General features: G+C 50.7%; 18 protein-coding genes and 1 pseudogene. 6 read left to right on the plus strand and 13 right to left on the minus strand.

All coding sequences use genetic code 11. From position 1 onward, the window contains the following. The first annotated feature begins 146 nt into the window (after positions 1 to 146). Complete coding sequence (locus DW947_RS09470; protein ID WP_005831144.1) at positions 147 to 1,382, plus strand: fucose isomerase; 1,236 nt, start codon at positions 147 to 149, stop codon at positions 1,380 to 1,382. Here DW947_RS09470 and DW947_RS09475 read toward each other — a convergent pair whose 3' ends face one another. From DW947_RS09475 to DW947_RS09535, 13 genes are all read right to left on the minus strand, one after another. Further along, positions 1,383 to 3,986 (minus strand): PAS domain-containing sensor histidine kinase, encoded by a 2,604-nt coding sequence (locus tag DW947_RS09475; protein ID WP_117963137.1) that lies wholly within the window; start codon positions 3,984 to 3,986, stop codon positions 1,383 to 1,385. 93 nt (positions 3,987 to 4,079) lie between these two features. Next, positions 4,080 to 5,327: an ABC transporter permease gene (locus DW947_RS09480; RefSeq protein ID WP_117681026.1), complete on the minus strand. Its 1,248-nt coding sequence runs from the start codon at positions 5,325 to 5,327 to the stop codon at positions 4,080 to 4,082. A 36-nt stretch (positions 5,328 to 5,363) separates the two neighbouring features. Next, the gene (locus DW947_RS09485; RefSeq protein WP_016274404.1) at positions 5,364 to 6,596 is read right to left on the minus strand and encodes an ABC transporter permease; all 1,233 of its coding nucleotides are present in this window, start codon (positions 6,594 to 6,596) and stop codon (positions 5,364 to 5,366) included. Between the two features lie 6 nt (positions 6,597 to 6,602). Beyond that, positions 6,603 to 7,841, minus strand: coding sequence for an ABC transporter permease (locus DW947_RS09490; protein ID WP_005831152.1), 1,239 nt, complete (start codon positions 7,839 to 7,841; stop codon positions 6,603 to 6,605). Positions 7,842 to 7,872: 31 nt separating this feature from the next. After that, positions 7,873 to 9,171, minus strand: a complete 1,299-nt coding sequence (locus tag DW947_RS09495) for an ABC transporter permease (protein ID WP_005831154.1) — start codon at positions 9,169 to 9,171, stop codon at positions 7,873 to 7,875. A gap of 1 nt (position 9,172) precedes the next feature. Further along, the gene (locus DW947_RS09500) at positions 9,173 to 9,787 is read right to left on the minus strand and encodes a GIN domain-containing protein (RefSeq protein ID WP_016274402.1); all 615 of its coding nucleotides are present in this window, start codon (positions 9,785 to 9,787) and stop codon (positions 9,173 to 9,175) included. A 147-nt stretch (positions 9,788 to 9,934) separates the two neighbouring features. Then, a complete protein-coding gene (locus DW947_RS09505; protein ID WP_016274401.1) occupies positions 9,935 to 11,197 on the minus strand; it encodes an ABC transporter permease in 1,263 nt (420 codons plus the stop codon). Positions 11,198 to 11,210: 13 nt separating this feature from the next. Beyond that, positions 11,211 to 12,485 carry an ABC transporter permease gene (locus DW947_RS09510; protein ID WP_117963139.1) on the minus strand — a complete coding sequence of 425 codons (1,275 nt, stop codon included), beginning with the start codon at positions 12,483 to 12,485 and terminating at the stop codon, positions 11,211 to 11,213. Positions 12,486 to 12,536: 51 nt separating this feature from the next. Then, the gene (locus DW947_RS09515; protein ID WP_022400800.1) at positions 12,537 to 13,202 is read right to left on the minus strand and encodes an ABC transporter ATP-binding protein; all 666 of its coding nucleotides are present in this window, start codon (positions 13,200 to 13,202) and stop codon (positions 12,537 to 12,539) included. A gap of 174 nt (positions 13,203 to 13,376) precedes the next feature. Beyond that, positions 13,377 to 14,720 (minus strand): ABC transporter permease, encoded by a 1,344-nt coding sequence (locus DW947_RS09520; protein WP_016274398.1) that lies wholly within the window; start codon positions 14,718 to 14,720, stop codon positions 13,377 to 13,379. Positions 14,721 to 14,755: 35 nt separating this feature from the next. After that, positions 14,756 to 16,075, minus strand: a complete 1,320-nt coding sequence (locus tag DW947_RS09525) for an ABC transporter permease (protein ID WP_016274397.1) — start codon at positions 16,073 to 16,075, stop codon at positions 14,756 to 14,758. After that, positions 16,072 to 17,319: an efflux RND transporter periplasmic adaptor subunit gene (locus DW947_RS09530; RefSeq protein WP_016274396.1), complete on the minus strand. Its 1,248-nt coding sequence runs from the start codon at positions 17,317 to 17,319 to the stop codon at positions 16,072 to 16,074. Before DW947_RS09530 ends, DW947_RS09525 begins: the two co-directional genes overlap by 4 nt. Before the next feature lie 143 nt (positions 17,320 to 17,462). Next, positions 17,463 to 18,386 carry a glucosaminidase domain-containing protein gene (locus tag DW947_RS09535; protein ID WP_016274394.1) on the minus strand — a complete coding sequence of 308 codons (924 nt, stop codon included), beginning with the start codon at positions 18,384 to 18,386 and terminating at the stop codon, positions 17,463 to 17,465. A gap of 101 nt (positions 18,387 to 18,487) precedes the next feature. Between DW947_RS09535 and cdd the strand changes: the two genes are divergently transcribed. The 5 genes and pseudogenes from cdd to DW947_RS09560 all read left to right on the plus strand — a co-directional run bounded on the left by cdd (position 18,488) and on the right by DW947_RS09560 (position 24,513). Then, on the plus strand, positions 18,488 to 18,970 hold the full coding sequence (cdd, locus tag DW947_RS09540; RefSeq protein WP_005837423.1) for a cytidine deaminase: 483 nt from the start codon (positions 18,488 to 18,490) through the stop codon (positions 18,968 to 18,970). A gap of 358 nt (positions 18,971 to 19,328) precedes the next feature. Next, complete coding sequence (locus DW947_RS09545; RefSeq protein ID WP_117963141.1) at positions 19,329 to 20,966, plus strand: ABC-F family ATP-binding cassette domain-containing protein; 1,638 nt, start codon at positions 19,329 to 19,331, stop codon at positions 20,964 to 20,966. A gap of 105 nt (positions 20,967 to 21,071) precedes the next feature. After that, positions 21,072 to 21,532: pseudogene (locus DW947_RS09550) on the plus strand (flavodoxin family protein). Positions 21,533 to 21,564: 32 nt separating this feature from the next. Then, positions 21,565 to 23,061: a 4Fe-4S binding protein gene (locus DW947_RS09555; RefSeq protein WP_055288604.1), complete on the plus strand. Its 1,497-nt coding sequence runs from the start codon at positions 21,565 to 21,567 to the stop codon at positions 23,059 to 23,061. 48 nt (positions 23,062 to 23,109) lie between these two features. Further along, positions 23,110 to 24,513 carry an aldo/keto reductase gene (locus DW947_RS09560; protein ID WP_057089525.1) on the plus strand — a complete coding sequence of 468 codons (1,404 nt, stop codon included), beginning with the start codon at positions 23,110 to 23,112 and terminating at the stop codon, positions 24,511 to 24,513. Positions 24,514 to 24,569 lie beyond the last annotated feature (56 nt).

The raw sequence follows: 24,569 nt of genomic DNA on the forward strand, positions 1-24,569 counted from the left end.
AGGAAGGCAAGACCATAAAAACTTTAAAAAACTTATCTATCGTAAAAACTCTATGATATGTAAACAGAAACTTGTATCTTTGAAAAAGCAAACGAGCCAAGTAGAATCAATTGTAAATAGTAAATAGTCAAATAGTAAATAACACCATGGTCATCAACCTTATAACTTTTGCTTCCATACTGCATAAACAAGCATCAGTCCGTAGCTCCCACGAAGTGATATTGACTGAATTGGAAAAATACTTTACCGTCAACTTCATTGATTACAAAGACATAGACAAGTTATCACCCGATGACTTCAGTATTATATTCATTGCCACCGGAGGTGTGGAACGGCTGGTAATCCAGCATTTCGAATCCCTTCCCCGCCCCGCCATCCTCTTGGCAGACGGCATGCAGAACTCACTGGCCGCCGCTCTCGAAATATCTTCCTGGCTGCGCGGCCGGGGAATGAAAAGCGAGATTCTTCACGGAGAGCTCCCCGAGACCATCAAGCGTATTTTTGTCCTGCACAGCAATTTCGTGGCACAACGCAGCCTTTTCGGCATGCGCATCGGCGTAATGGGCACTCCGTCCAGCTGGCTCGTTGCCAGCAATGTGGATTATCTGCTTGCCAAACGCCGCTGGGGTATCGAGTACACAGACGTCTCATTGGACCGCATTTATGAATACTACGGACAGATAACGGACGACGAGGTGGGCGAAGCATGCGCCGGACTGGCAGGAAAAGCGCTTGCCTGCCGAGAGGCAAGCCCCGAAGACATGATAAAAGCCATGCGGCTGTATCGAGCCATCAAGAGGATTGTAGAGGAAGAGCGACTGAGCGCCATTACCCTCAGCTGCTTCCGCCTGATAGACCAAACGGGAACCACCGGCTGCCTTGCCCTTGCCTTGCTGAACGACGAAGGAATCATTGCCGGATGTGAAGGCGATTTGCAATCCGTCTTCACCATGCTGGCCGTAAAAGTGCTGACGGGGAAAAACTCCTTCATGGCCAATCCTTCCATGATAAATGCCCGTACCAATGAAATCATATTGGCACACTGCACCATCGGCATCGCACAAACGGAGCAGTTCATCATACGCAACCATTTTGAGACGGAAAGCGGCATCGGTATTCAGGGAATCCTGCCGACGGGAGATGTAACCATCGTAAAATGCGGAAGCGAAAGCCTGGACGAATATTACCTGAGCACCGGCACGCTTGTTGAGAATACAAACTACATCAATATGTGCCGCACCCAAGTGCGGATAAAAATGAACTCCCCTGCCGACTATTTCCTCAAGACACCGCTGGGCAACCACCACATCATGCTGTATGGCAATTACGAGGATATATTGGAAGAGTTCCTGCAAGCCAATGCCTGCAAACGGATTGAATGATTACTCGTTCGCATCCGGTATCACCACCTCGAAACGCGTTCCTTTTCCCAACTCTGAGGAGACCGAGATAGAACCATGCAGGCGGTTTACGATGGTCTGGCAAATGCTCAGCCCCAAACCGGCGCCCTGCGTAAAGCTGTCTTCTTTGTAAAAGCGTTCGAAGATATGTTTCTGGGCGTCTTCAGAGATACCGCTTCCCGTGTCTTCGACAAAGATGGTGGTATATCCTTCCCGGTTCGTGACATAGCCGAAGGTGATGCTGCCCGTTACCGTGAATTTCTTGGCATTGTTTATCAAGTTGTTCACGACCTGCTTCAAGCGGACGGAATCGGTGATGACCAATTTGTCTTCCCCTTCCGGAATCTCTATACGCAGCTCTACATCCCGAGGCATACTCAGACGCTGGGATTCATGGACCTCCTGCATGATGAACGCCAGGTTGAATGCTCCGAACTTAAAGTCCATCGTGCCCGATTCTATGCGCGAGAGGTCCAGAATATCGTTTATCAACGCCAGCAGCAACGTACAGTTGATGTTGATTGTTTCGACGAACTGCTTTACCTCTTCCGGAGAAAAAGCGTCCAAGTCCTTCAATAAATCCGAGAAACCGACAATGGCATTCAGAGGGGTACGTATCTCATGGCTCATATTGGCAAGGAACGCAGATTTGAGCTTGTCGGCCTGCAAGGCACGGTCACGTGCGGCAATCAAGGCCTCTTCCGTATCCTTGTAACGCTGGATGCTCTGGCATACTCCCAATACCATGTATGGGGTATCGACCGTCAGTCCGTCATAAGCGGTACTGCGGAACTCCCACCATTCATAGCTCCCATCCGCACTCTTCAACCGGAAACTCATCCGTGAATTGATTTCATTGCCCAACAGAATGGCATCAAAATTCCTGCGCGTATGCAGCAAGTCTTCCGGATGTATAAGGGTGTCCATCTCATCACGTGCCAGCAAGTCCGTATCATCGGTATACCCGAAACGGCGCAGCAATCCACCCGGGAAATGGAAACGGTTCATATGCATGTTGTACTGCCACGGATAAATGGAGCTTTCCTCCACCGCCATATTGAAGAAGCGTCTCTGCATCTCTTCTTCGGAGATATTGCGGCATACAATCGCCATTCCCGTCATCTTTTCATTGGCAAAGATAGGTACTACCTCGCCGGAAACGGGGAAATACGTTCCCTGATGGTTTTCCTGCATGAAGGCTTTCTCCGGAATAGAAATAGGTCTCTTTCCGGTACGTACTTTCTTCAACAAGTCCTGCAGGATGTTTTCTCCATTCATGTAAATCCTGAAAATGGAGCCGGCCATCTGCCCTTCATAGAAACGGGACGTATAGGTTTCGGAAGAAAGTCCCAACATCTGTAACAACGGACGGTTGACAAAATGGATGCGCAGGTCGGTATCATACGTAATCAAGCCGTCGCGAATGGAACAGAAGATATTGTCGAACTCGTCGCGCTGCTCCACCAGGCGGTGCTGTATCAACAAGCGGGTCTGGGCATGTATGCGCTTACGCGACTCCCTGCGGTTGGCACGGAAAAGCCAGGCAACCAGCAGCACCAATGCCCCGACAATCAGCGAATAGAACAGAATGAACCAGACACGGTAACGCTCCATCAACGGTATATTCAAAATGATGCCCTTGCTCTCCGCACGGTTCGTGTCCACACGGAAAAACTGCAACTGTTTGTAATCGAACAGCAACTTGCCCCCAAAGTCCTTTACTTCCAATGAGGCGGGTGACTTGCCCTTCAAAATACTTGCAGCCTGCCGGCCGGCAGCAAAAGCATCCTCTCCGGGAACGGCATCATACACACACAGAACACCGTTCGTCATAGCCAGGTTCTGGCTGGTAAACACGGGGGCCTTCAACTTCAAGGAAAGAAAGGGAATCCATTTGGGAGCAATGACAATATGCTTGTAGGCATTGTAGTCATAGCAAATGGAAGTGATGATAGAGTTCAAGGACTTGGCCTGCACATTCAGCACTTTCAACTCATGCTCCGGATAGTTGCTCTTTATGCGTTCCCAGGATTCCTCCACAGCCTTAACCCCTTTAAGGCTCAGGAAACTGCTGTCGGACAGACAGACCAACTCCCTGCGGGAAGGAAACATGCGGACAGCCGCATCCAGCAAGACATCGAAATCCGTTTTCGAAACATAGCCGGAGACGTTGGGCATTCTTTCAAAGACCCTCTCATCCGGGTATTTGATACCCGAAACCACTACCGGTATCTGATAAGGCAGGGAATCACCGCAATGGGTCAATGTGAAGAAAGCCTCATCGCTGGAGGTCACAATCAAGTCCGTTTTCCGTTGCCTGGCACGCTCGCAGATGCGGCGCATGATGAAGCACTCGGAAGCGAAAGACCAGTAATCGGCATTCAGATATTCAGTAGTGATATTGGCTTTAACTCCCCCCTTGTCCAGTCCGTTCTCCAAATTTTCTGTCAGAAGGCTGTGCCAAGGAGTATTTTTTGTATAGGACTGTATGAAAAGTACATTGTACGTACGTTCCGTAGCCGAAAGTGTTCCCGACATCAACCACAACAAGCCTGCAAGCAATGGAAAGAAAAGGCGTTTCATCATAATATAGATTTTGTATACTCAACGCAAAACTCTTATTCGTCACGCAAATATACAAGTTATATTGAGAATGAGCACAGATTATTCAAAAAAAACTCACTCATCGTGCAATGCTTCGGCAGGCTGTACCTTCATGGCCCGTGAAGCCGGATACCAGATTCCTGCAATCACCATCAATGCCATCAATATCCAGACAATAGAAACGCATATGACAAATCTCCCCCAAGTGGCATCCGTGGCTTCCGTAAAAGTGACATCTGCCATAACCATATTGATACATATCATCAAAGCGGGGATGGAAGCAAGTGCCAACAGCAGCAACCCTTCACCCAGCAATTGCCAGCGTATTCTTCCGCGGCTGCTGCCCATGGCCATGCGCAAAGCAATCTCGCTGCGGCGATGGCGGGTACGGAACCAAAAAGTTCCCATCAGCCCGATGAATACATTGAAAACAAAGAATATCACAATGAGCCTTGCGCTGCGGATATACGGGGTGATTCCTTCGGCAGCATCCCGCTCTATCTTCTGGTCCTTATAGCTCTGTATGTCGAAAAGATAGAATGGAGCGACCTGCAGCTGCGACATCATATCCTGATAAAAACGGGCTGCAAAATTATCCGTATCCGCCTCCGGACGTATCCGTAGGGAGATGAACGGGAGGTACTGGTCCTCATAGAACCAACCGGGGAAAGGAGTCAGGACAAAAGGTCCGTAACGGGCATAGTCATCCGTCTTCTGCAAAGCACAGACTGCAGAGACACGGTAACGGAGACCTCCGCTGTAATAATCCAGAAACTCGCGGCCCACCGCCCTGGCACTTGTCTGAAAAAGACTGTCTGCCAAATCACGGGTCACCACGGCAGGCAGAGGACTGGCAGTGGAATTCCAATCCGAGACATTCCCCTGCAACAGCGGAATGCGCATGACGTCGAAATATTCGGGAGACACATAGCGCACTGTAGTCTCGACAACATGCACGCTGTCCGTCGTATACCCCTGGTAAACACGCCCGCGGGTATAAGTATCGGTACCCAGCCACGTGGCAGCACTTTCCACTGCAGGATATTGCCTGATACGCCGGAGCACTTCCTCCATCGGCTTGAACCAGAAGGTCTGCAGGCTGTCTTCCGACGTGCACGGCACTATCTGTGTGGGATTGCAGGAAATCCTTATCTTATAGACATGCTCCAAATCATACCCCTTAGGCTGCCGTTCTGCATGGGCAAAGCCATAGAGTACATCCACACAATACCACATCAATGTAAATACAATCAACAGCTCGGCAAACAGCCAACCGTTACTGCGGCGCTGGTTCCATATCTGGTGTAAAATAGAATGTATCATACTCGTTACTGTTTTAATTGGGATTCGTTTATCCGCTCATTCTCCGCCAAGAACCTCGGCTATAGGGCGACGGGTGGCATGCCAGGCAGGAATAAACACAGAAAGCAGGTTGAACAACAGACACACCACCAATACAGCCACGAAAACCGCAGGACGGAGGAAGAGCCAGACGCTTACATCAAAATTCGTTCCGGGAGCACCATCGCCAAGCATCCAGTCCTTACCCAGCCATAGGAATATGCACGAAAAGAGAAAACCGAGCAATGCGCCGGCAAATGCCAAGGCCAGGTTCTCGCGGAGCAACTGCACCATCAAGGTAGAACGGCTGGCGCCGTATGCTTTCCTTACCGCAAGCTCAGCCATGCGACGGGACATTTGCGAAGATATAAGTCCGCTGACATTGATAGCGGGCACAATAAGCAATATCAAACCCAGGATGATGCAAGTTACGGCAGGACTCATCGTGTCATTACGGAAGAACTGCCGTTCCGTATAGGTGCTGAGGTCGGGAAGCTCCAGTTCATATTCGACCAGTATCTCGTTGAAGCGGGCAAGCGACTGTTCTATCTGCCGCTTGAGTTCCTCTCTGCCAACACCGGGCTTGACAAGGGCCACAGCCTCGAAATCTCCCCGTAGCCCTTCACTGCCCAGACCGGAATCCCGGGTGGAATAAGGCATCCACAACTCTCCATAGGCAAATGTGAACAGAGAGCTCACATCCTTGGTGACCCCGACAATGCGCTTAGGGCGAAAGTTGACAAAATAATTTTTGCCAATGGCTGCTTCGGCAGACCCGAAAGCTTCGCGAGCAAGCTGTTCGCCTATAACCACGACATCCCGGCAAGCATCGAACTCTTCGGTACTGAAAAGACGGCCCGCCACAAGAGGGATATCGTAGACACGCCAATAGTTCAAATCCACCTGACGAACCGTACGGCGCATTCCCCGCACGGGCGAATCCCCACAGTATCTAAGATAGGTAGGTCCCAGATAGGTGACAAGTTCCGCACCCGGAAGTTCTGCAAAAATAGCGTTGACAGCCCGATAAGACATGCCCGTATTGGAATTGCTGTGGTCGGACTTGCGGTAAGAGTATCCATAAGAAGAATATACCATGCTACTGCGGTGCGACTCGGGAGCCAAGTCAGCCGTCTGGATGTCATACACCATGTAAATGACCATGACAAAGGTTATACTCACTGCCGTACCGATGACGGAAACAGCACTGAAAAAGGGATTCTGGCGGATAAGAGCTAAAATTTGTTCCATAGCTTTCTATTCATCGTGCAATGCTTCGGCAGGCTGCACCTTCATCGCCTTGCGGGCGGGAATACCTATACCGATGACAATCATTAGGGTAATCAGCACAAAGCTGATGGCAGCACAGAGCAGCAGGCGGTCCCACTCCAACGTCGTACCGTTCCTCCAGGAATTCAACTCCAGGTGTGCAAGATTATAATCGATGAGCAATGCAACGGGGGTGACAATTGCCAACAACAATATCCCTTCACTAAGCAGCCGGCTGAAGATGGCACGGTCTGTCGCTCCATGCGCTTTGTGCAGTGCTATCTCCGAACGGCGTTGCTGCGTACGGAACCAGAATGTTCCGAGCAAGCCGAGGAAAATGTTCAGCAGCAGGAATCCCATACCCATCACATAGTTACGGATGTCATTGGTCCATGCCTGCTGGTAGTTGCGACGAATATCCTTGAAAGAACGTATCTCCGAAATGAAGATATTGCCTATGCGGAACTGGCTCTCACTGTCTGCCTTCAGCCTCTCAATGAAGTCATTGTCCTGCCCTTCACGGACGCGGACACAAAGTTCGAGACCGATATAGTAGAAACTCTGCTTCACCATCATGGAATATGAGCTTCGCGCCTGGTCATAATCGTGATAGCGTACATTTTGCAGTGCAGCACCCAGCCGGTAGGTCTTCGTAGTATCACCAAAAAGATAGAACCGCTGGCCTACGAGATCTGTCATCCGGCGGTCGTATTTCCGGTAGAGGTTATCCGAAGCCATAAACTCCCCGCGCTCCAACATTTCAGCCAATTGTTCGGGTGTCTCGCCACGCGTGCCCCGATAGCGGAATACACGGGGAAAGTCCGGTGTCACTAACCTGCGGATGGTCCAACCGGGAGAACGCAAAGTGTCATAGCTTACTTCAGCGCCTGAATTGCTTCCGTTGTAAGGATACGAATTCTGCGAAAGGCTGACCGCTTCTATCTCCGGCCGACGACGCAGACGCTCCAACAACTCGGCTATGTCATCGTGGGTCTGCTGAGAGGTATGCCCGGCTATGTAGTCGGGACTTTTGGGTGTCAGTTCCCCCAACTCTATAAGGTAGCAGTGCTCTATATTAAAGCCTCTCGGCTCCAGATAGGTGGCGGCGCGCGTGTAGAGATAGTCTACCACGTACCACATCACTACACTCACTACCAATAACTCCAACACCAACCATAGGTTTGAGAGCCATTCATTCTTTATCTGTGTAAGAAGTTTCTTAGTCATTTTCTTCAATGATTAATGTTTTGTGATGGAGTTATTTATGCAAACGTCCGCCCAATGCATTTACAATCCCTATTCTTGATGCACGCCATGCGGGAATACCGGAACTTAGTAAGTTCAGCACAAAGCAGAACAACAACGCCCAGCCAAAGGTGGAGCCATGCAGCAATATGCTTGCATCCACTGCCGGAGGACTCAGCGTCTGGCTGAATTCCTGCGCAAACAGCAGTGTATTTCCCAAATAAGCGAATGCTACACTCAGCAACAATCCCATCACCCCTGCCAGCAATGTCACCACCAGATTTTCTGCAATGATTTGCCCCATCAGTTCCAGTCTCGTTGAACCGAATGCCCGGCGCACACCAATCTCTGCCACACGCTGGCGCAGACGGCTCTGCGTCATCGAGCTGAGGTTGATGGCAGGAACAATCAGTAGAATGATGAAGATAATGAGACGCTGCCTGCGTGCCTGGTCCACGTCCGGTTCGATGTTGGCAGCCATTCCTGCGGCATTTTTCTCCTGGTCATAAGGACGGTTACGGTAAATCAACGAATAACCATTCTCGCCAATTACAGTGTCGTACTCCTGACGGCGGCGTTCCGTCTCCTCACGAATAGCGGGAAAATCATCACGGCTTTTCGCCAGAATGGTAACGCTCATCATCCCCATATGCTCATCACTCCATGTGCTTTTCGTTATCTCAGTAGAAGTATAGGGCACCCATACCTGCGCATAGGCAGTGTTGGCCAAAGTAGAAACATCCTTCACTACACCGGACACTGTATAAGGAGCATGGTTCAAAAGGAATTCGCGACCAACAGCCTCCGTTGTCTGGAATAACCTGCGCGCTACACTTTCCGTAATTACCGCTACGGGTAGTCCGGCATCGAATGTAGCCTGGTCATAAGGTTTCCCGGCAACAAAAGAGAAATCAAACACACGCCAGAAAGTATCATCTGTCTGCAACAGGTCGATACCCGTTGCAGGTTGTCCCGGCAGATTCACGGGGGTAGAAATGACCATACAGGTATAAATCGTTACTGCTTCGGGGGTCTTCAGCGATTTGAAGCACTCAAGCGCAGTCTTTATCCCCATCGGTCCGTTGGAACTGTTTCCCTCTCCCCAGCTTTTGTTGGTGATGCTCATATAATGCACATGTAGAAAGCGGTCGCGGTTGCTCTCCGGAGCAAACGGAGCTACCTTCACCTGCTGCATCATCACCACCAGCATGATGAGGAAGATGGCAAGTGCCGTACCGGCTATGCTGACGGCACTAATCATCGGTTGCTGCCGCAACTGTGCCCAGGCTTGTGTGAAGTATTGTTTTATCATCTTAACGGCCTATTTTCAAATTACCAGTATTTACCCCGCCTATGCCTCCTTTAGAAATGTCAGCATGCCCGGCAGTTCCGCTCAGAGTAATTTCGCCGACTCCCCCCACCTTGGCAGAGAGATAATCGCAAACTACATGGATGTCGGCACTACCCACACCCCGCAAAGCCACCCGCAGGTCGCGACAAGTCAAATCCTTCACATGCACATCACCCACACCTTTCACTTCAAACTCCAGCTTATCCAGCTTCAAGGGTTCCTCACAGTTAAATTCACCCACACCGATAAATTCCACCATCTCTAAGTCCGGAGCCGAGAGACGGATGGTGACACCGTCATTTTGGTTGCGCATCTTCTTATTCTTGAAGCCGATGGTGAGATGGCCGTCCTTCACTGTGCTCTCCGTATTCTTCACGTACTTCTCCCGTCCTTCAATCTGTAGGGAGTAGCTGTCGCTCTGTGTGAAGTAAACCGTACCCACAGAAGTTATCCTAATGGATGAGAAAGCCTCCACCTTACGCACTTCACTCACTTTGTTATCTTGTCCCCATGCACAAATTACGCCTGCAAATGCCAATGCCAATGCGATGATAACACCTATAATATTTGTCTTCATATTCTTACTTATTTATTACGATGATTACTTACTCAAAAAAAACAGATAATGTGTTTAGTACGAACGGATGATGTATTTGCCCCAAACAAGTGATGTGTTTGATACAAACAGACGATACGTTCTTTTTTTATCGTTGATATTATTTTCTTATTCTTCATGCAGCGCCTCTGCCGGCTCTATCTTCATGGCTTGCCGTGCCGGATACCAAATGCCCATCATCACCATCAGCGCTATCAACAGCCAAGCTGCCAGCGAGCCTATCAGGAAGCGTATCATGCTCCACTCCACCGGCCAGGTGGCAATCAATGCGGTACGTCCAATGGTGAACTCGCCAATGCCTACGTTGTAACATATCAGCATGGCAGGCAGAGTAACCAACGCCAACAGCAGTAACCCCTCACCCATAAGAAGGGAAAAGACCTGCTGCTTGGTACTGCCCATCGCCAACCGCAAGGCTATTTCCGAGCGACGACGGCGCGTACGAACCCAGAAAGTTCCTATCAGTCCCAAGAAGACATTTCCCAAGAGGAACAGTACCACTATTGTCTGACTGTTCACCTTGTCCGTATCTCCATACAGCACTTCGAACTGTGCCTGCATTTGCGTGTAAGGTTCCGCGTCGGCAACAAATATATTGTCCGTGTCCAGCCTCGGCGCTATCTCGCGGAGAAATTGTTCCCGGTAGTCCGGCCCGTCGGCAGCAGGCTTTACACGGAAAACAATCTGCGCCTGCTGATCACCGAATTCCTCACGCATAAGCTGCTCGCCTAGGCGCATAAAAATCCAATGAGCGTCATCGCCATAGCGATAATCGCGGAAGCTGCCGACAATGCCACCTTGAGTAACCGTATTCACCGTATCTCCACGCCATGTCAACGGTGTGTTGAGCGAAAATTCCGGCAGCCGCTTCTTGAAAGCATCGGCAATAGCCTGGCTCAACATCACATTATTGATACCGATAGGCAAAGCGGCAAAAGTCCGCCCTTGTTCCTCCTGCATATGGAAAACCCGGGTATATCCACCGGTAGCATAAATCATACGCCCGCCCACCCCGATGGTATCTTGTACAGCCAGCGAGTTATAACTATTCGCGCCACTCATAGGCAAGCTCCAATAACTCAACGAGGCAGCCTCTACGGTAGGTTCTTGTTCCAACCTTTTCAGGATATTCAGGTATTTGTCGGCATCGAGCAATGTCGTATCACGACTCTCGCCTCCCCGGACCGTAGTAAGACGATAAACATGGTCGATATCATATCCCAACGGACGATAGAAAGTATATTTCATACATCCCAGAGAATCGCAAAGAAACCACATCACGATGAATACCAAAAAGAGTTCGGCCAAAACCCACCCACTATTGCTCAGGCGTGCCCATATCATGCGTAAGTTGTGTACAATGAATTTCATAATACTTCTTGTTTTATTTATCGTTCAGTGAATCTACAATTGTCCGTCTTGCCGCCATCCATGCAGGCAGTCCGGCACTAAGCGTATTGATGACCACGCAGAAAGTAAAAGCCAGCAGGAATACCCAAGGACTGAACAATGCCTCCATACTCAAGCTAAAGTCACCGGCCGTACCGATATTCTGGCTATTGGTAAAGAGCCAGGTACGCATTCCCCATACAGCTATGTAGCTGAACAACAGCCCTACCACACCTCCAAGCAGTGTCAGCACCAGATTCTCATTCAGAATTTGGCGTATCAGTACACCGCACGTTCCTCCGAAGGCCTTACGTACTCCAAGCTCCGAAGTGCGCTGCTGCATCCGGCTGTTACTCAGTCCGCACAAATTGAGCGACGGCACCAACAGAATGATGAACAATGCAATGGCATATTGCAGGTATAGCATCGTCACATCCGGCCCTACATTGGACCATACATGGTTCACATGCGCCACAATGTCGTCCGGTTGCTCCATGATGTCTATCTGCATGTCTCCCAATCCTGCATTGACAGCCTCTACCCGTTTGGCAATACCTTGACGAATGGTCGGGAAATCGTCGGATGTACGTGCCAGCACAGCAATATGAACACCACCGCCGTAGCTCCATACCGAAGTCACTTCCAACTTATCTGCCGAATACATGCTCCATACCTGTGCGTAAGCATCCTTTGCAGTGACAGAAACATCCTTTACCACTCCTACCACACGTGCCGGTTGGCGGTTCAACAACAACTGCTGCCCCACCGCATCCGTCGTACCAAACAGTTTCCGTGCTACAGAAGCACAAACCACAACAGCCTTTGTACCTCCCGCACGGTCCTCTTCGCCGAAACCATGTCCTGCCATGAACTGCAGGCTGAATACCTTCCAGAAACCCTGATCGGTCTGCATGGCGTCCACTTTCACCCGGTTGCTGCCATCTGTAAGAGACACCAAAGCGGCACCGGCCGGAGCAAAAGCAGTACAAGCTTCCACTTCGGACAGCGGCTGTATACATTCTTTCATAAATGCCGGTGAAGGAGTATTATAGTTTTGTACCCCTTCCTCTGTCTTGCTGCTTATATGCATGGCAGAAAAGTAAAGGCACCGGCTACGGTTCACTTCCGGTTCCAAATCGGCATACTTCGTTTGCCAGATAATCACAATAGCCATAATCATGGTGATGGCAAATGCCGTACCCAGTATGGAAATTGTACTCAGCAGCGGATTCTGCTTCAAGATAGTAAAAGCTTGTCTTACGGTTTGCATTTCATTAATTGATAGTTGATAATTAATAGTTGACAGTTGACTAAGCAGTAATTATTCCACCTGACGTCCGTCGAAGAAGCGGACGGTGCGTGAGGTCTGTTTGGCCTGCTCTTCATTGTGGGTCACCATCACGATGGTACGTCCGTCTTCCTTGTTCAGTTGATGCAACAGTTCCATGACTTCGGCACCCATCTTGGAGTCCAGGTTACCGGTGGGCTCATCGGCGAGGATTATCTCCGGGTTGCCGATAATGGCACGGGCAATGGCTACACGCTGGCACTGACCGCCGGAAAGCTGTGTAGGCATGTGGCGCATGCGGTGGCTCAAACCGACCTTCTTCAATACCTCTTCCGCCAGATGACGACGTTCCTTGGCAGACACCTTTCTATAGAGCAAAGGCAACTCCACATTATCCAGCACATTCAGCGAATTAATCAGATGGAAAGACTGGAACACAAAACCCAACTTCCGGTTACGGAAAGCAGCCAGCTCCTTGTCCTTCATGCCGTCTACTTTCGTACCGGCTATTTCGATAGTGCCGCTGGTGGGTGCATCCAGTAAGCCCATAATGTTCAGCAACGTAGATTTTCCGCAACCGGAAGGTCCCATGATACTGAGAAATTCTCCCTTGTTCACTTCGAGGTTTACATTTTCCAATGCCACGGTTTCAATCTCGTTTGTACGATAAATCTTGTTGATGCCAGTTAACTTAATCATAATGGTAAGTATTTAATTGTTATTATTCTGTTTCTATTCTGCACAATTTCTGTTTCAAGAGGTCAAAAGTTGTGCCAAAACCGTTTATTATTGATTATCTGTCGTTTACATATACTGTAAGGTGTCCGATAATGGACACTCTGTCCGTTTCCGGCTATCGGAGCATGTTGTGTCCTACTCTTCCCGTAGCGCTTCGGTCGGCGGTATGCGGCTGATGCTGCGGGCAGGAATATAAATGCCGACAAGCACTACCGCCAACAATATCAACAGAATGACGAGCGACACGATGAAGAAATGCTGGGTAAAATCACTTACCCAATACGTTTCAAGCGGTTCCACTGCGGCTGTCCCGAAATTTGATGACCAAGCCGTTACCGACGAGTTATGCCAATCGAGCCCGTTGTCCAGTCCCTCTTTCATCGCATATTGCAGATAGGCCAGAAAGCCGGTCAATGAAGCAATCACCGTCAGAACCGTCCCCTCACCCAGCAACTGGCAGACAATGCGCCGCGGCGTGGCACCGAAGGAAAGCATCACCCCTACTTCCTCGCGACGGGCACGTGTCTGCAACCAGAAAGTGCCGATAACACCCAAACAAAGGTTGAGGAGAAAGAACACCGCCATCGCCAGGTTGCGGCGATAAATGGGGGCGGAACTGTCTGCCTCTAAATCTGCAATAAGGTCACTATAAGGACTGATACAGCGGGCAAAAAGATTTCCGCGTCGCATCTCCTTCAGCATCCATGGGCGGAAGTCGTGAATGAAGCGTTTCATGCTGACATTTTCTTTTACCCGTATCAGGATTTGTGCATAATCCGGTATGTCACCCGCATCAATGGACAAGGTAGGAATAAACGCTACGGACGTAGGCCGCCAGTCGCTATACGCCTTGATGGTACCCAAAGTACCGATAACCTGCTTATAGAGCGTGTCGCCACGGCTATAGCTTACGGTACGCTTTCCCTGTGCATCCTTGGTGCCAAAAATCTCGTATGCCGCATTTTCGGTCAAGACGATGTCCTGCTGCGTATAGTCATAATCGGACAGTTGTCGGGGTGTACGCCCCGTGCCCGGACGGAATCCGTAAGTCTCGAAGAACTGCGTATGCGGCAGGAACTGCATCCACATGACTTGATGGGGTACGGTATCACCTTCGGCTGTATATGAGGTATTTCCATTTCCCTGCGAATTGGGATAGCAAAAGCCCAGAAGCGGGGTGGCAAGCTCCACACCCTCAAAGCTTCCGGCATGGCGAACCAGGCTCAGATAGCCGTCCACCAGAGAAACGGAATCCTGTGCCTCGGCATTATACCCCGGTGCATTGGGCTGCAAAGCAGCCAGTGACACCAAGCAAAGGCGGTCGGCATCATATCCCAAGGGGATGTTGCGGTCGTGTGTCACCACAATCACCGGATCCAGTATCACCCAGCTGATGATGCTCACCAATATAAGCTCTGCCAAGAGCCATCCGTTGCGGCGACGGCGTGCCCAAAGATTTTTCAATATCAATTTCCACATAGTATTCTTGTATTTCAGTCCTCTTACATTCTTTCTTATCGTTTTTCATTCAGAGAGTTCACAATGGGATGGCGCAAGGAGTGCCAAGCCGGGACAAGTGCCGACAGCATGTTGAGCACCACGCACAACAACAAGGCGGCAGCAAATACCAGCGGAGCAAACAACATCTCGCCCGACACCTTGACATCGACTCCATCGGGAATCACACTGCTCCATCTGTCGAACACGGTAAATACCCATTCGCGCGCCGCATAGAGCGACAGCCATGCCAGCATCAGTCCTAATGCACCGCCAAGCAACGTCAGCAGCAGATTCTCCCACATCACTTGCCTAAGCAGTGCTCCGCGCCCAGCACCGAAGGACTTGCGCACACCCATCTCTGCCAGACGACTTTCCATGCGGCTCCCTATCATGCCGCTCAAGTTGAGCGCAGGTACCAGCAGCAAGACAAGCAACACCAACAGGAAGTAGCGCACCGTGGCCCATACATCGAACTCCTCGCTGGCAAAGGTCTGGAACACGCGGAGCAGATGGGAAGCGGGCTGCTCCCAAAACTCCACTTTCCATTCATCGGGATGCATCAGGTTCTCTTTACGGGCTATTTCTTTCAGTTCCGCCCGCAAGGCATCGCCCTGCTCGCCGTCCTTCACCTGAAAAGTAACGCTGAAAGCTCCCAGATAGTCCATGTCGTATTTGGGCTCCCGATAGCCGGAAACAACACTATAAGGCAAATAGACTTGCGAATAGGAATTCCGCATCAGATAACTTCCGGAACGAATCACGCCGCACACGCGGTAGTCGGTATAGTCCAACCGGAACGAACGTCCCACCACCCCTTCGGTGGTGCCGAACAAGCGACGCGAAAGTTCATCGGTAATGACAGCCGTGCAGAGGCCGCTTGCCAGGTCGGAGGCAGTGAAAGGACTCCCCTCCAAAAAGTGAAATCTGTAAATACGGAAGAAGTCTGGGTCGGTAAGCTTGACTTTCACCGGAAAATCCCCGCTAAGGTCGGCAGACTGTATATAGCTGTTCTGGAATGCCCTATCATCCAGCTGCGCCGAAACACAAAGTGCATTCTTGGTAGGATAGAACCACTCTTGCAAAGCCTTGTAGGATACCGCCCACTGATATTGAGACTTGTTTCCTTCCGTTCCGCTCTCCATCTTGCAACTTGTCAGATAGAGCGTATTCAAGCGGTTCACCTCCGGATAGACGGGAGCAATCTTGACGTAATAGACCATGGCCATCACCATCGTCATGGCAATGGCCAGCCCCGTACCCACAATGTAGAGCATGCTGAACAGTTTATTCTGCTTCAACAGCTCCCAGGCTTGTTTCAAGTAAACCTTTATCATTTTAGCTTCAACTTATTCTTGTTCTTATAGTTACTCATATCGCTCACCACCACTTCATCACCCGGTTGCAAGCCACTGACCACTTCTACAAACTCAAAGTTGGAATCGCCCAGCTGCACCTTGCGCTTTACAATTTCCTTGTCGGAATTGCGTACAAAAAGTTCATACTCCCCACGTCCCACATAATAGCTGGCATTGGCTATGCGCATCACGTCTTCTTTCACCGCATTCATCACATAGACGTCGGTTTTCAGACCGGAACGCAGTCGGCGGTTGTTGTCCTCATTCAACTGCACGGTAAAGGAGATGACGCCATTCTTTGAAAGCGGAGTAACACTGCTTACGGAACCTTCCAGCTTTTCGCTGCCAATCTTCACAATGGCCTTGCCACCGGCAGCCACACGGTCACCGTAAGTATCGGCAATCTCGCCTTCCACCTTGAAGTGACTCAAGTCGGAGATGACGGCAATCTGTGAGCCTTCGGGAACCTGGGCACCAATCTGATTGTTGATATAAGTAAGGATGGCCTTCCGGGGCGAACGCACCTGCGCATCGTCGAGCGTACGTTTGGTTTCGGCCAGTGTCTTCTGGAACATGCTGAAATCCAGTTCCTGTACTTGGTATTCTGCAGCCAGCACTTCCTTCTCGTTGGCATACTGCTGCTGTAATTGCTCATATTCCAGTTGTGCTACGTTGTAGCTCAGTTCGGCTTGGCGCACTTTGTCGGTGGTGCCGGAACCGAGGCTATCGAGGTACTGCTCGTTACGCAGTTCCACCTTCATGCGGTCCAGCTTCATGGCGGAGACTTTGATTTTCATCTGAAGGTCGGTCAGCTTGGTCTGGTTGTCGAGTTTCAGCTGTTTCAGCTTGTAGCTGCGCATCTGCTCTTCATCCAGCATCTTTTTGTAGTCGGTTTCGGCGCTCTGCAAGTCCAGTTTCAGGATGGGGGTACCTACATCCACGCTGTCGCCACCTTTTCTGTACACTTCCAAAATGCGGGTATTGATGGGCGAGTTGATGATTTCCTCGAATGCCGGGACCACCTTGCCGGAGGCGCTGACGCTGACTTCAATCGTACCTTTGCCCACTTGGGAGAAAACAAGGTCTTTCTCCTTCACTCCCGTACGCATCAATGAAATGAGTACACTGACCACTACGATACCTGCCACGCCGATAGCACCGTAGCGGATGATTTTCTTATTGCGTTCTTTATTACGCACTTCTTTCGGAATTTCTCTATCCATATCTTTTAATTTTATTGTTTGCGAACATAACGCTTAATATATACTAAATCCATGCCAAAATCATAACCCCCTGAAAGTAAGCGAAAAGACAAAAAAGAAGGGTGTCCGTTTTCGGACACCCTGTACATTTTCGGATAGCTTCTTTATCTTAATCTCAATCTGTCGCCAATCTCCGGCACGTATTCCGCATCCTTGCGATTCATCTTATAAAGGTTCTTCAGACGAATGCCGTACTTTTGGGAAATGGAGTGCATGGAATCGCCATCCTTCACTATGTAAACGGTATGGGGTTTGGCGGCCTTCTTGCGCTTTTCTTTCAAGTAAATAATATCTCCCGCCTCCAGTGTATATTCTTTATGGAGGTCGTTGTATTTCACCAGCTTCTTCCAGCTGATGTCAAACTCCTTGCCCAACACCTGGAAGGTGTCTCCGTCGCGTGCCACTACATAAGCTATATCGTTGGCAATGTACACCTGATGCGGATTGGCCAGCCAAGGCTTCTTTTTCAGTTCCTTCTCCCAGCTGCGGGCATCGCGCTTGCTCATGCCACGGCTGTCGTACTTATACAGTTCATAATCCTCGATAATGGTTATCAGTCGGTTGGCATACGACGGGTCGGTAGCATAGCCAGCCTTCTTCAAGCCGCGCGCCCAACCCTTATAGTCCGTAATCTTCAGTTTGAAAAGAAAAGCATAACGTGCTCCCCTTTTCAAGAAATCGGAATGGTCTTCATAAGAGTCTTTCGGATTGCGATAAGCGCGGAAACATTCATTGCGGGCATCGTCATCATGCCTCACTGTCCGTCCGCGCCAGTTGCCTCCGCACTTGATGCCGAAGTGGTTGTTGCTCTTGCGCGCCAGCGCGCTGTATCCGGCACCGCTCTCCAACAGCCCTTGAGCCAGCGTGATGCTGGCAGGTATCTTATGACGCTGCATCTGCTCCACGGCAAGGGGAGCATACTGTTTGATATACTCATTGTAGCGGGCATTCCGGCGTTGTGCCTGCACTGTTGTTATGGAAATAAAAAGAAATGCTATGATAGCAGTCAGTCTGAAAATCCGTTTCATGCTTAAAATGTTGAGTTCTGCACAAAAGTCCGTAAAAGAATTGAAATAACCAATCTCTTTTCTATCTTTGTAACATTAATTACAATATAACCCTTTGCCTTATGAAAGAATTAAATATCGAAATCGCCGTCAAGATATACGACTATGAAGAACTGGATGCCGCCGACCGCGAACTGATGGATGCCGCCCGCGAGGCTACCAACCGCAGCTATGCCCCTTACTCCCACTTCTCGGTAGGAGCTGCAGCCAGACTGGCAAACGGTATTGTAGTGACCGGCACCAACCAGGAAAACGCCGCCTATCCTTCCGGGCTGTGTGCAGAACGCACCACCCTATTCTATGCCAACTCCCAACATCCCGACCAGGCAGTAACCACCCTCGCCATTGCTGCACGCAACGAGCACGACGAGTTCCTGGAGTCTCCCATCCCGCCCTGCGGCGCCTGCCGGCAAGTGATGCTCGAAACGGAGAAGCGCTTCAAGCAGCCAATGCGGGTGTTGCTGTATGGCAAAAAGGGAATCTACGAGCTGAAGAATGTGGGAGAATTACTGCCACTCTCGTTCGATGCTTCGGCCATGAAGTAACAGAACCAATAAAGTATTAACATCGTGTCTGCAGGAAGTTAATTTCTTGCAAACACGATATTAACTTCTTGCCGACACGATATTAATATCGCAAAAAGCCTTTGTTATTCAGTGGAAATCATTACCTTTGCGCCCACTAACCAATTAATTCCACCGATGAGAATATCCGACTAAAGACAACACATTTCGGTAAACATCACTATCAACATGCTTTTTCAGACTGAACGCTGAGCATCACCTATATAGATGTTTAGCCAATACTGTGTTTGTCTGTACCCCTCCCCTTCGAGAATTTCAATTTCGGGGAATGCTTGCATCTCCCCTATCATTCTTACTTCTAAAAACACAGTAGAAACTTATGAGCTTTATCATTAAAGACCTTAGCTATATCCATGCAGATAAGGAAATCTTGTTTTCACACCTCCATTTGAGTATCAACTCCGGAGATAAAATAGCCCTGACCGGAAATAACGGTTGCGGCAAGTCTACCCTCATGCGCATTTTGGCAGGAGACTTGTCACCAAGTTCGGGAACGGTGCTACGCCCCGAACATCTGTACTACGTGCCCCAGCACTTCGGACAATACGACCGGCAGACAATAGCACAAGCTTTGGGAATCAGCCACAAGCTATCTGCCCTGCATGCCATCCTAAGCGGTGACGCTACCGAAAAGCACTTCAATACGCTCAATGATGACTGGAACGTGGAAGAACGCGCCCAGGCTTCTCTCGACAGCTGGGGACTGGACGGTATCACACTCTCCCGTCCGATGGAAGGACTTAGCGGCGGCGAAAAGACCCGCATCTTCCTGGCAGGCATGGAGTTGCACAACCCAACAGCCATCCTGCTGGACGAACCGACCAACTATCTGGACGCGGATGGACGGGAACGTCTGTATAACTTGATACGACGGACATCGGCTACCGTGCTCGTCATCAGTCACGACCGCACGCTACTGAATCAGTTGCCTGCCATCTGCGAACTCTCCTCCCAGGGATTGACGTATTACAGCGGAAACTACGACTTCTACAAAAAACAGAAGACCCTGCAACAAAACGCCCTCACCCAACAACTAGAAGAGAAGCAGAAAGCCCTGCGCCTTGCACGCAAAGTGGCACGCGAAGTAGAAGAACGGAAGGCCAAACAGAATGTGCGGGGAGAAAAAAACTCCATTAAAAAGGGGATTCCCCGCATCATGATGGGAGCACTGAAAAACAATGCGGAAAACAGCAGTAGCAGACTCAGCAGCATACATGCGGAGAAAGCGGAAAAGCTGCAGACGGAAATGGCAGGCATCAAAAGTTTACTGTCGCAGACGGACAAGCTGAAAACAGACTTCAACACCTCCCATCTGCATACGGGCAAGATTCTGATTACGGCAAGGAACGTCAACTTCCATTATCCCGACCATACAGCCTCCCCCGTAGAAACACCCCACACGGAGACGGCTGCAAAGAGTCTCTGGGCTTCTCCCCTCACCTTCCAGCTAAGAAGCGGCGACCGCCTCAGCCTGAAAGGAAAAAACGGCAGTGGAAAAACAACCCTGCTGAAACTCATCATGGGCGAATTGCACCCCACCGACGGAGTGATGGAGCGTGCCGGCTTCACCTCCGTCTATCTGGACCAAGAATACTCCCTCGTCCGTAATGAGCGCAGCGTACTCCAACAAGCAGAAGCTTTCAACCACCGCCACCTGCCGGAACATGAAGTGAAAACCATCCTCAACCGTTACCTCTTTCCCCGCGACGTGTGGAACAAGCCGTGCGGCAAACTGAGTGGCGGCGAAAAGATGCGCCTCTCCTTCTGCTGCCTGATGATTGCCGACAATACCCCGGATATGTTCATTCTGGACGAACCCACCAACAATCTGGACATCGAGAGCATAGAAATAATAACGGCAACGATACGCGACTACGCCGGCACCGTAATTGCCATCAGCCACGACCGGGAGTTTCTGAAAGACACCGGCATCGAACGGGAGATACTTTTGGAATGAATCAGTAATTTAGGTAACAACAACCGTAATTTGTATACTGCCGTTCTCATAAAACCGGCCTATTTTTGTAGCACGTAATCATTTACTAACTAACGAACAACGAATATGAGCAAAAAAGTATTAATCCTCTCCTCCAGTCCCCGTAGGAATGGAAACTCCGACCTCTTGTGCAACGAATTCATGCGCGGTGCCGCAGAAGCCGGACATCAAGTAGAAAAAATTTTCCTGAAAGACAAGCACATCAACTACTGCACGGGATGTAGCGTATGCAGCATGTACGGCAAACCCTGCCCACAAAAGGACGATGCCGCCGAAGTGGTGGAAAAGATGATTGCCGCCGACGTCATCGTCATGGCAACTCCCGTATACTTCTACACCATGAGCGCGCAGATGAAGAAAGTGTCCCCATGATGGAGCGTACCATCGATGGTTTCCGTGGCTTCCTCGACTGCCTGGAAGAGCCCAAAGAATGCGGCACCATTTATGGCGTGGGTGCCTGGAAGGTGGGCGAGATAAACGACAAGCCTTCCATGCACGAAGCCTACGAGATGGGAAAAAAGGTATAAAGAACGAATACTAACCGCTATACAATACATTTATGCTACGTACCATCAGACTGACCCTTGCCGTCATCTTCTTCGCACTCATCACGCTGTTGTTCCTCGACTTCACGGGAACACTGCATGCCTGGTTCGGATGGATGGCGAAGATACAATTCCTGCCGGCCGTGCTGGCACTGAACATCGGTGTAGTACTGTTTCTTGCAGTGCTGACCTTGGTATTCGGACGCATCTACTGCTCCGTCATCTGCCCGTTGGGAGTATTCCAGGACATTGTTTCCTGGCTCTCCGCCAAACGGAAGAAAAACCGTTTCCGCTACTCGTCCGCACTGAAATGGCTACGCTACGGTGTGCTGGGAGTATTCGTACTTGCCATTATCGGCGGACTGAACTCTTTTGTCGTGCTGCTGGCCCCTTACAGCTCATACGGGCGCATCGTTTCCAGCCTTTTCTCCCCACTCTACCAGTGGGCAAACAACGGACTGGCCTACCTGGCCGAACGTGCTGACAGCTATGCCTTCTATGAAACGGATGTATGGATGAAGAGTCTCCCTACCCTGCTGATTGCCACGGTCACTCTGGTGGTCCTCATCGTGCTGGCATGGCGGGGCGGACGTACCTATTGCAACACCATCTGTCCGGTAGGTACAGTGCTTGGTTTCCTCTCGAAGTATTCCTTGCTGAAACCGGTGATTGACACAAAGAAGTGCAACAACTGCGGACTTTGTGCCCGCAACTGCAAGGCATCGTGTATCAACATCAAGGCACACGAAATAGATTACAGCCGTTGCGTGGCATGTATGGACTGTATCAACAAGTGCAGGAAAGGTGCCATCACTTACACACGCCGCAAGCCGGCCTCCGCTGCGGTCTCCCAGGAAACCTCCGTGGCACCGGAGCAGGTAAACGACGCCCGCCGCGCATTTCTCTCTACAACTGCCGTGTTTGCTGCTACGGCAGCCCTCAAGGCGCAGGAGAAGAAAGTGGACGGTGGACTGGCTGTCATCGAGGACAAAAAAATCCCCGAGCGCGCCACTCCCATCACTCCTCCGGGCTCACTGAGCGCCCGCCACTTTGCACAACACTGCACAGCCTGCCAGCTCTGCGTATCGGTATGCCCCAACCAAGTGCTCCGTCCTTCTTCGGACTTGACAAAACTGATGCAGCCGGAAATGTCTTACGAACGCGGTTACTGCCGCCCCGAATGCGCCAAGTGTGCGGAGGTGTGTCCTACCGATGCCATCCATCTGACAAGCCTCGCCGAGAAATCGGCCGTCCAAATCGGTCATGCCGTATGGATTAAGGAGAATTGCATCTGCATCACAGACAAGATGGAATGCGGGAACTGTGCCCGCCATTGTCCGGCCGGTGCCATACAGATGGTTCCTTCAGACCCGGAAGACGAAGCCTCCATCAAGATACCGGTAGTCAACGCCGAACGCTGTATCGGATGCGGAGCATGCGAGAACCTTTGTCCGTCGCGTCCGTTCAGTGCCATTTATGTGGAAGGCCATGTGATGCACAGAACTGTCTGAAGCAGCTTTATCATCCAAATATCCATTTATAATTTCAGTCCTATCACAATGAAAGAAGACAATAAGAACAAGATAAACCGCCGCGATTTCTTCAAACTCGCCGGTGCAGGAACGCTTGCCTCGGCAGCAGCCCTGTACGGCTGTTCGGGCAACAAGAACAACGGGGAGAGCGAATCGGCCGCGCTGGGCGAGATACCAACCGGCAAGATGACCTACCGTACCAATCCCAACACGGGCGACCGGGTTTCCCTGCTGGGATACGGATGCATGCGATGGCCCACCCGGAAACGCGCCGACGGGAATGGAGACGAAATAGACCAGGAAGCCGTGAACGACCTGATAGACTATGCCATTGCCCACGGAGTGAACTATTTCGACACCTCCCCCGCCTATGTGCAAGGTCTGTCGGAGCGCGCCACGGGCATTGCCTTGAAACGCCACCCACGGGAGAAATTCTTCCTTGCCACAAAGCTGTCCAACTTCAGTCCCAGCACGCACAGCCGCGAAGAGTCCCTTGCCATGTATCACCGCTCCTTCCGCGACCTGCAAGTGGACTACATCGACTACCTCTTGTTGCACGGCATCGGCATGGGCGGCATGGAAGCCCTCCGCTCCCGCTATCTGGACAACGGCATGCTGGACTTCCTGCTGAAAGAGCGCGAAGCCGGACGCATCCGCAACCTCGGATTCTCCTATCATGGAGACATCGAAGTCTTTGACTACCTGCTCTCCCGCCACGACGAACTGAAATGGGACTTCGTACAAATCCAACTGAACTACGTGGACTGGCGGCATGCCAAAGAAGTGAATACCCGCAACACGGATGCCGAATACCTATATGCCGAGCTGGTGAAGCGCAACATTCCCGCCGTTATCATGGAGCCGTTGCTGGGCGGACGCCTATCCCGCCTGAACGACCACTTGATGGCACGTCTGAAACAACGCCGCCCGCAGGAGAGCGTGGCTTCCTGGGCCTTCCGATTTGCAGGTACTTTCCCCGATGTGCTGACCGTACTGAGCGGAATGACGTACATGGAGCATCTGCAAGACAACCTGCGTACCTTCTCCCCGCTTGTTCCATGTACGGAAGAGGAGTTTACCCTACTGGAAGATACCGCCCAGCGAATGCTGCAATACCCCACCGTGCCGTGCAACGACTGCAAATACTGTATGCCGTGCCCCTATGGGCTGGATATTCCAGCCATCCTGCTGCACTACAACCGCTGCATCAACGAGGGCAACGTGCCGCAGAACAGCCAAGACGAGAATTACCGCGAGGCACGCCGCGCCTTCCTGATAGGCTATGACCGCAGTGTTCCCCGCCTGCGCCAAGCCAACCGCTGCACCGGTTGCGGCCAATGCAACCCGCACTGTCCGCAAGGCATCGACATCCCGGCGAAACTGCAGGAGATAGACCGATTTGTGGAAGCGCTGAAGCAGGAAACCCTTTAACGGACTTATCTTCAACCCCGGTTGTCCATTTTAAGGATTACCAATCATATACAGAT

It is taken from the genome of Bacteroides sp. AM44-19 (assembly GCF_003603395.1).
Classification (GTDB): domain Bacteria; phylum Bacteroidota; class Bacteroidia; order Bacteroidales; family Bacteroidaceae; genus Bacteroides; species Bacteroides uniformis.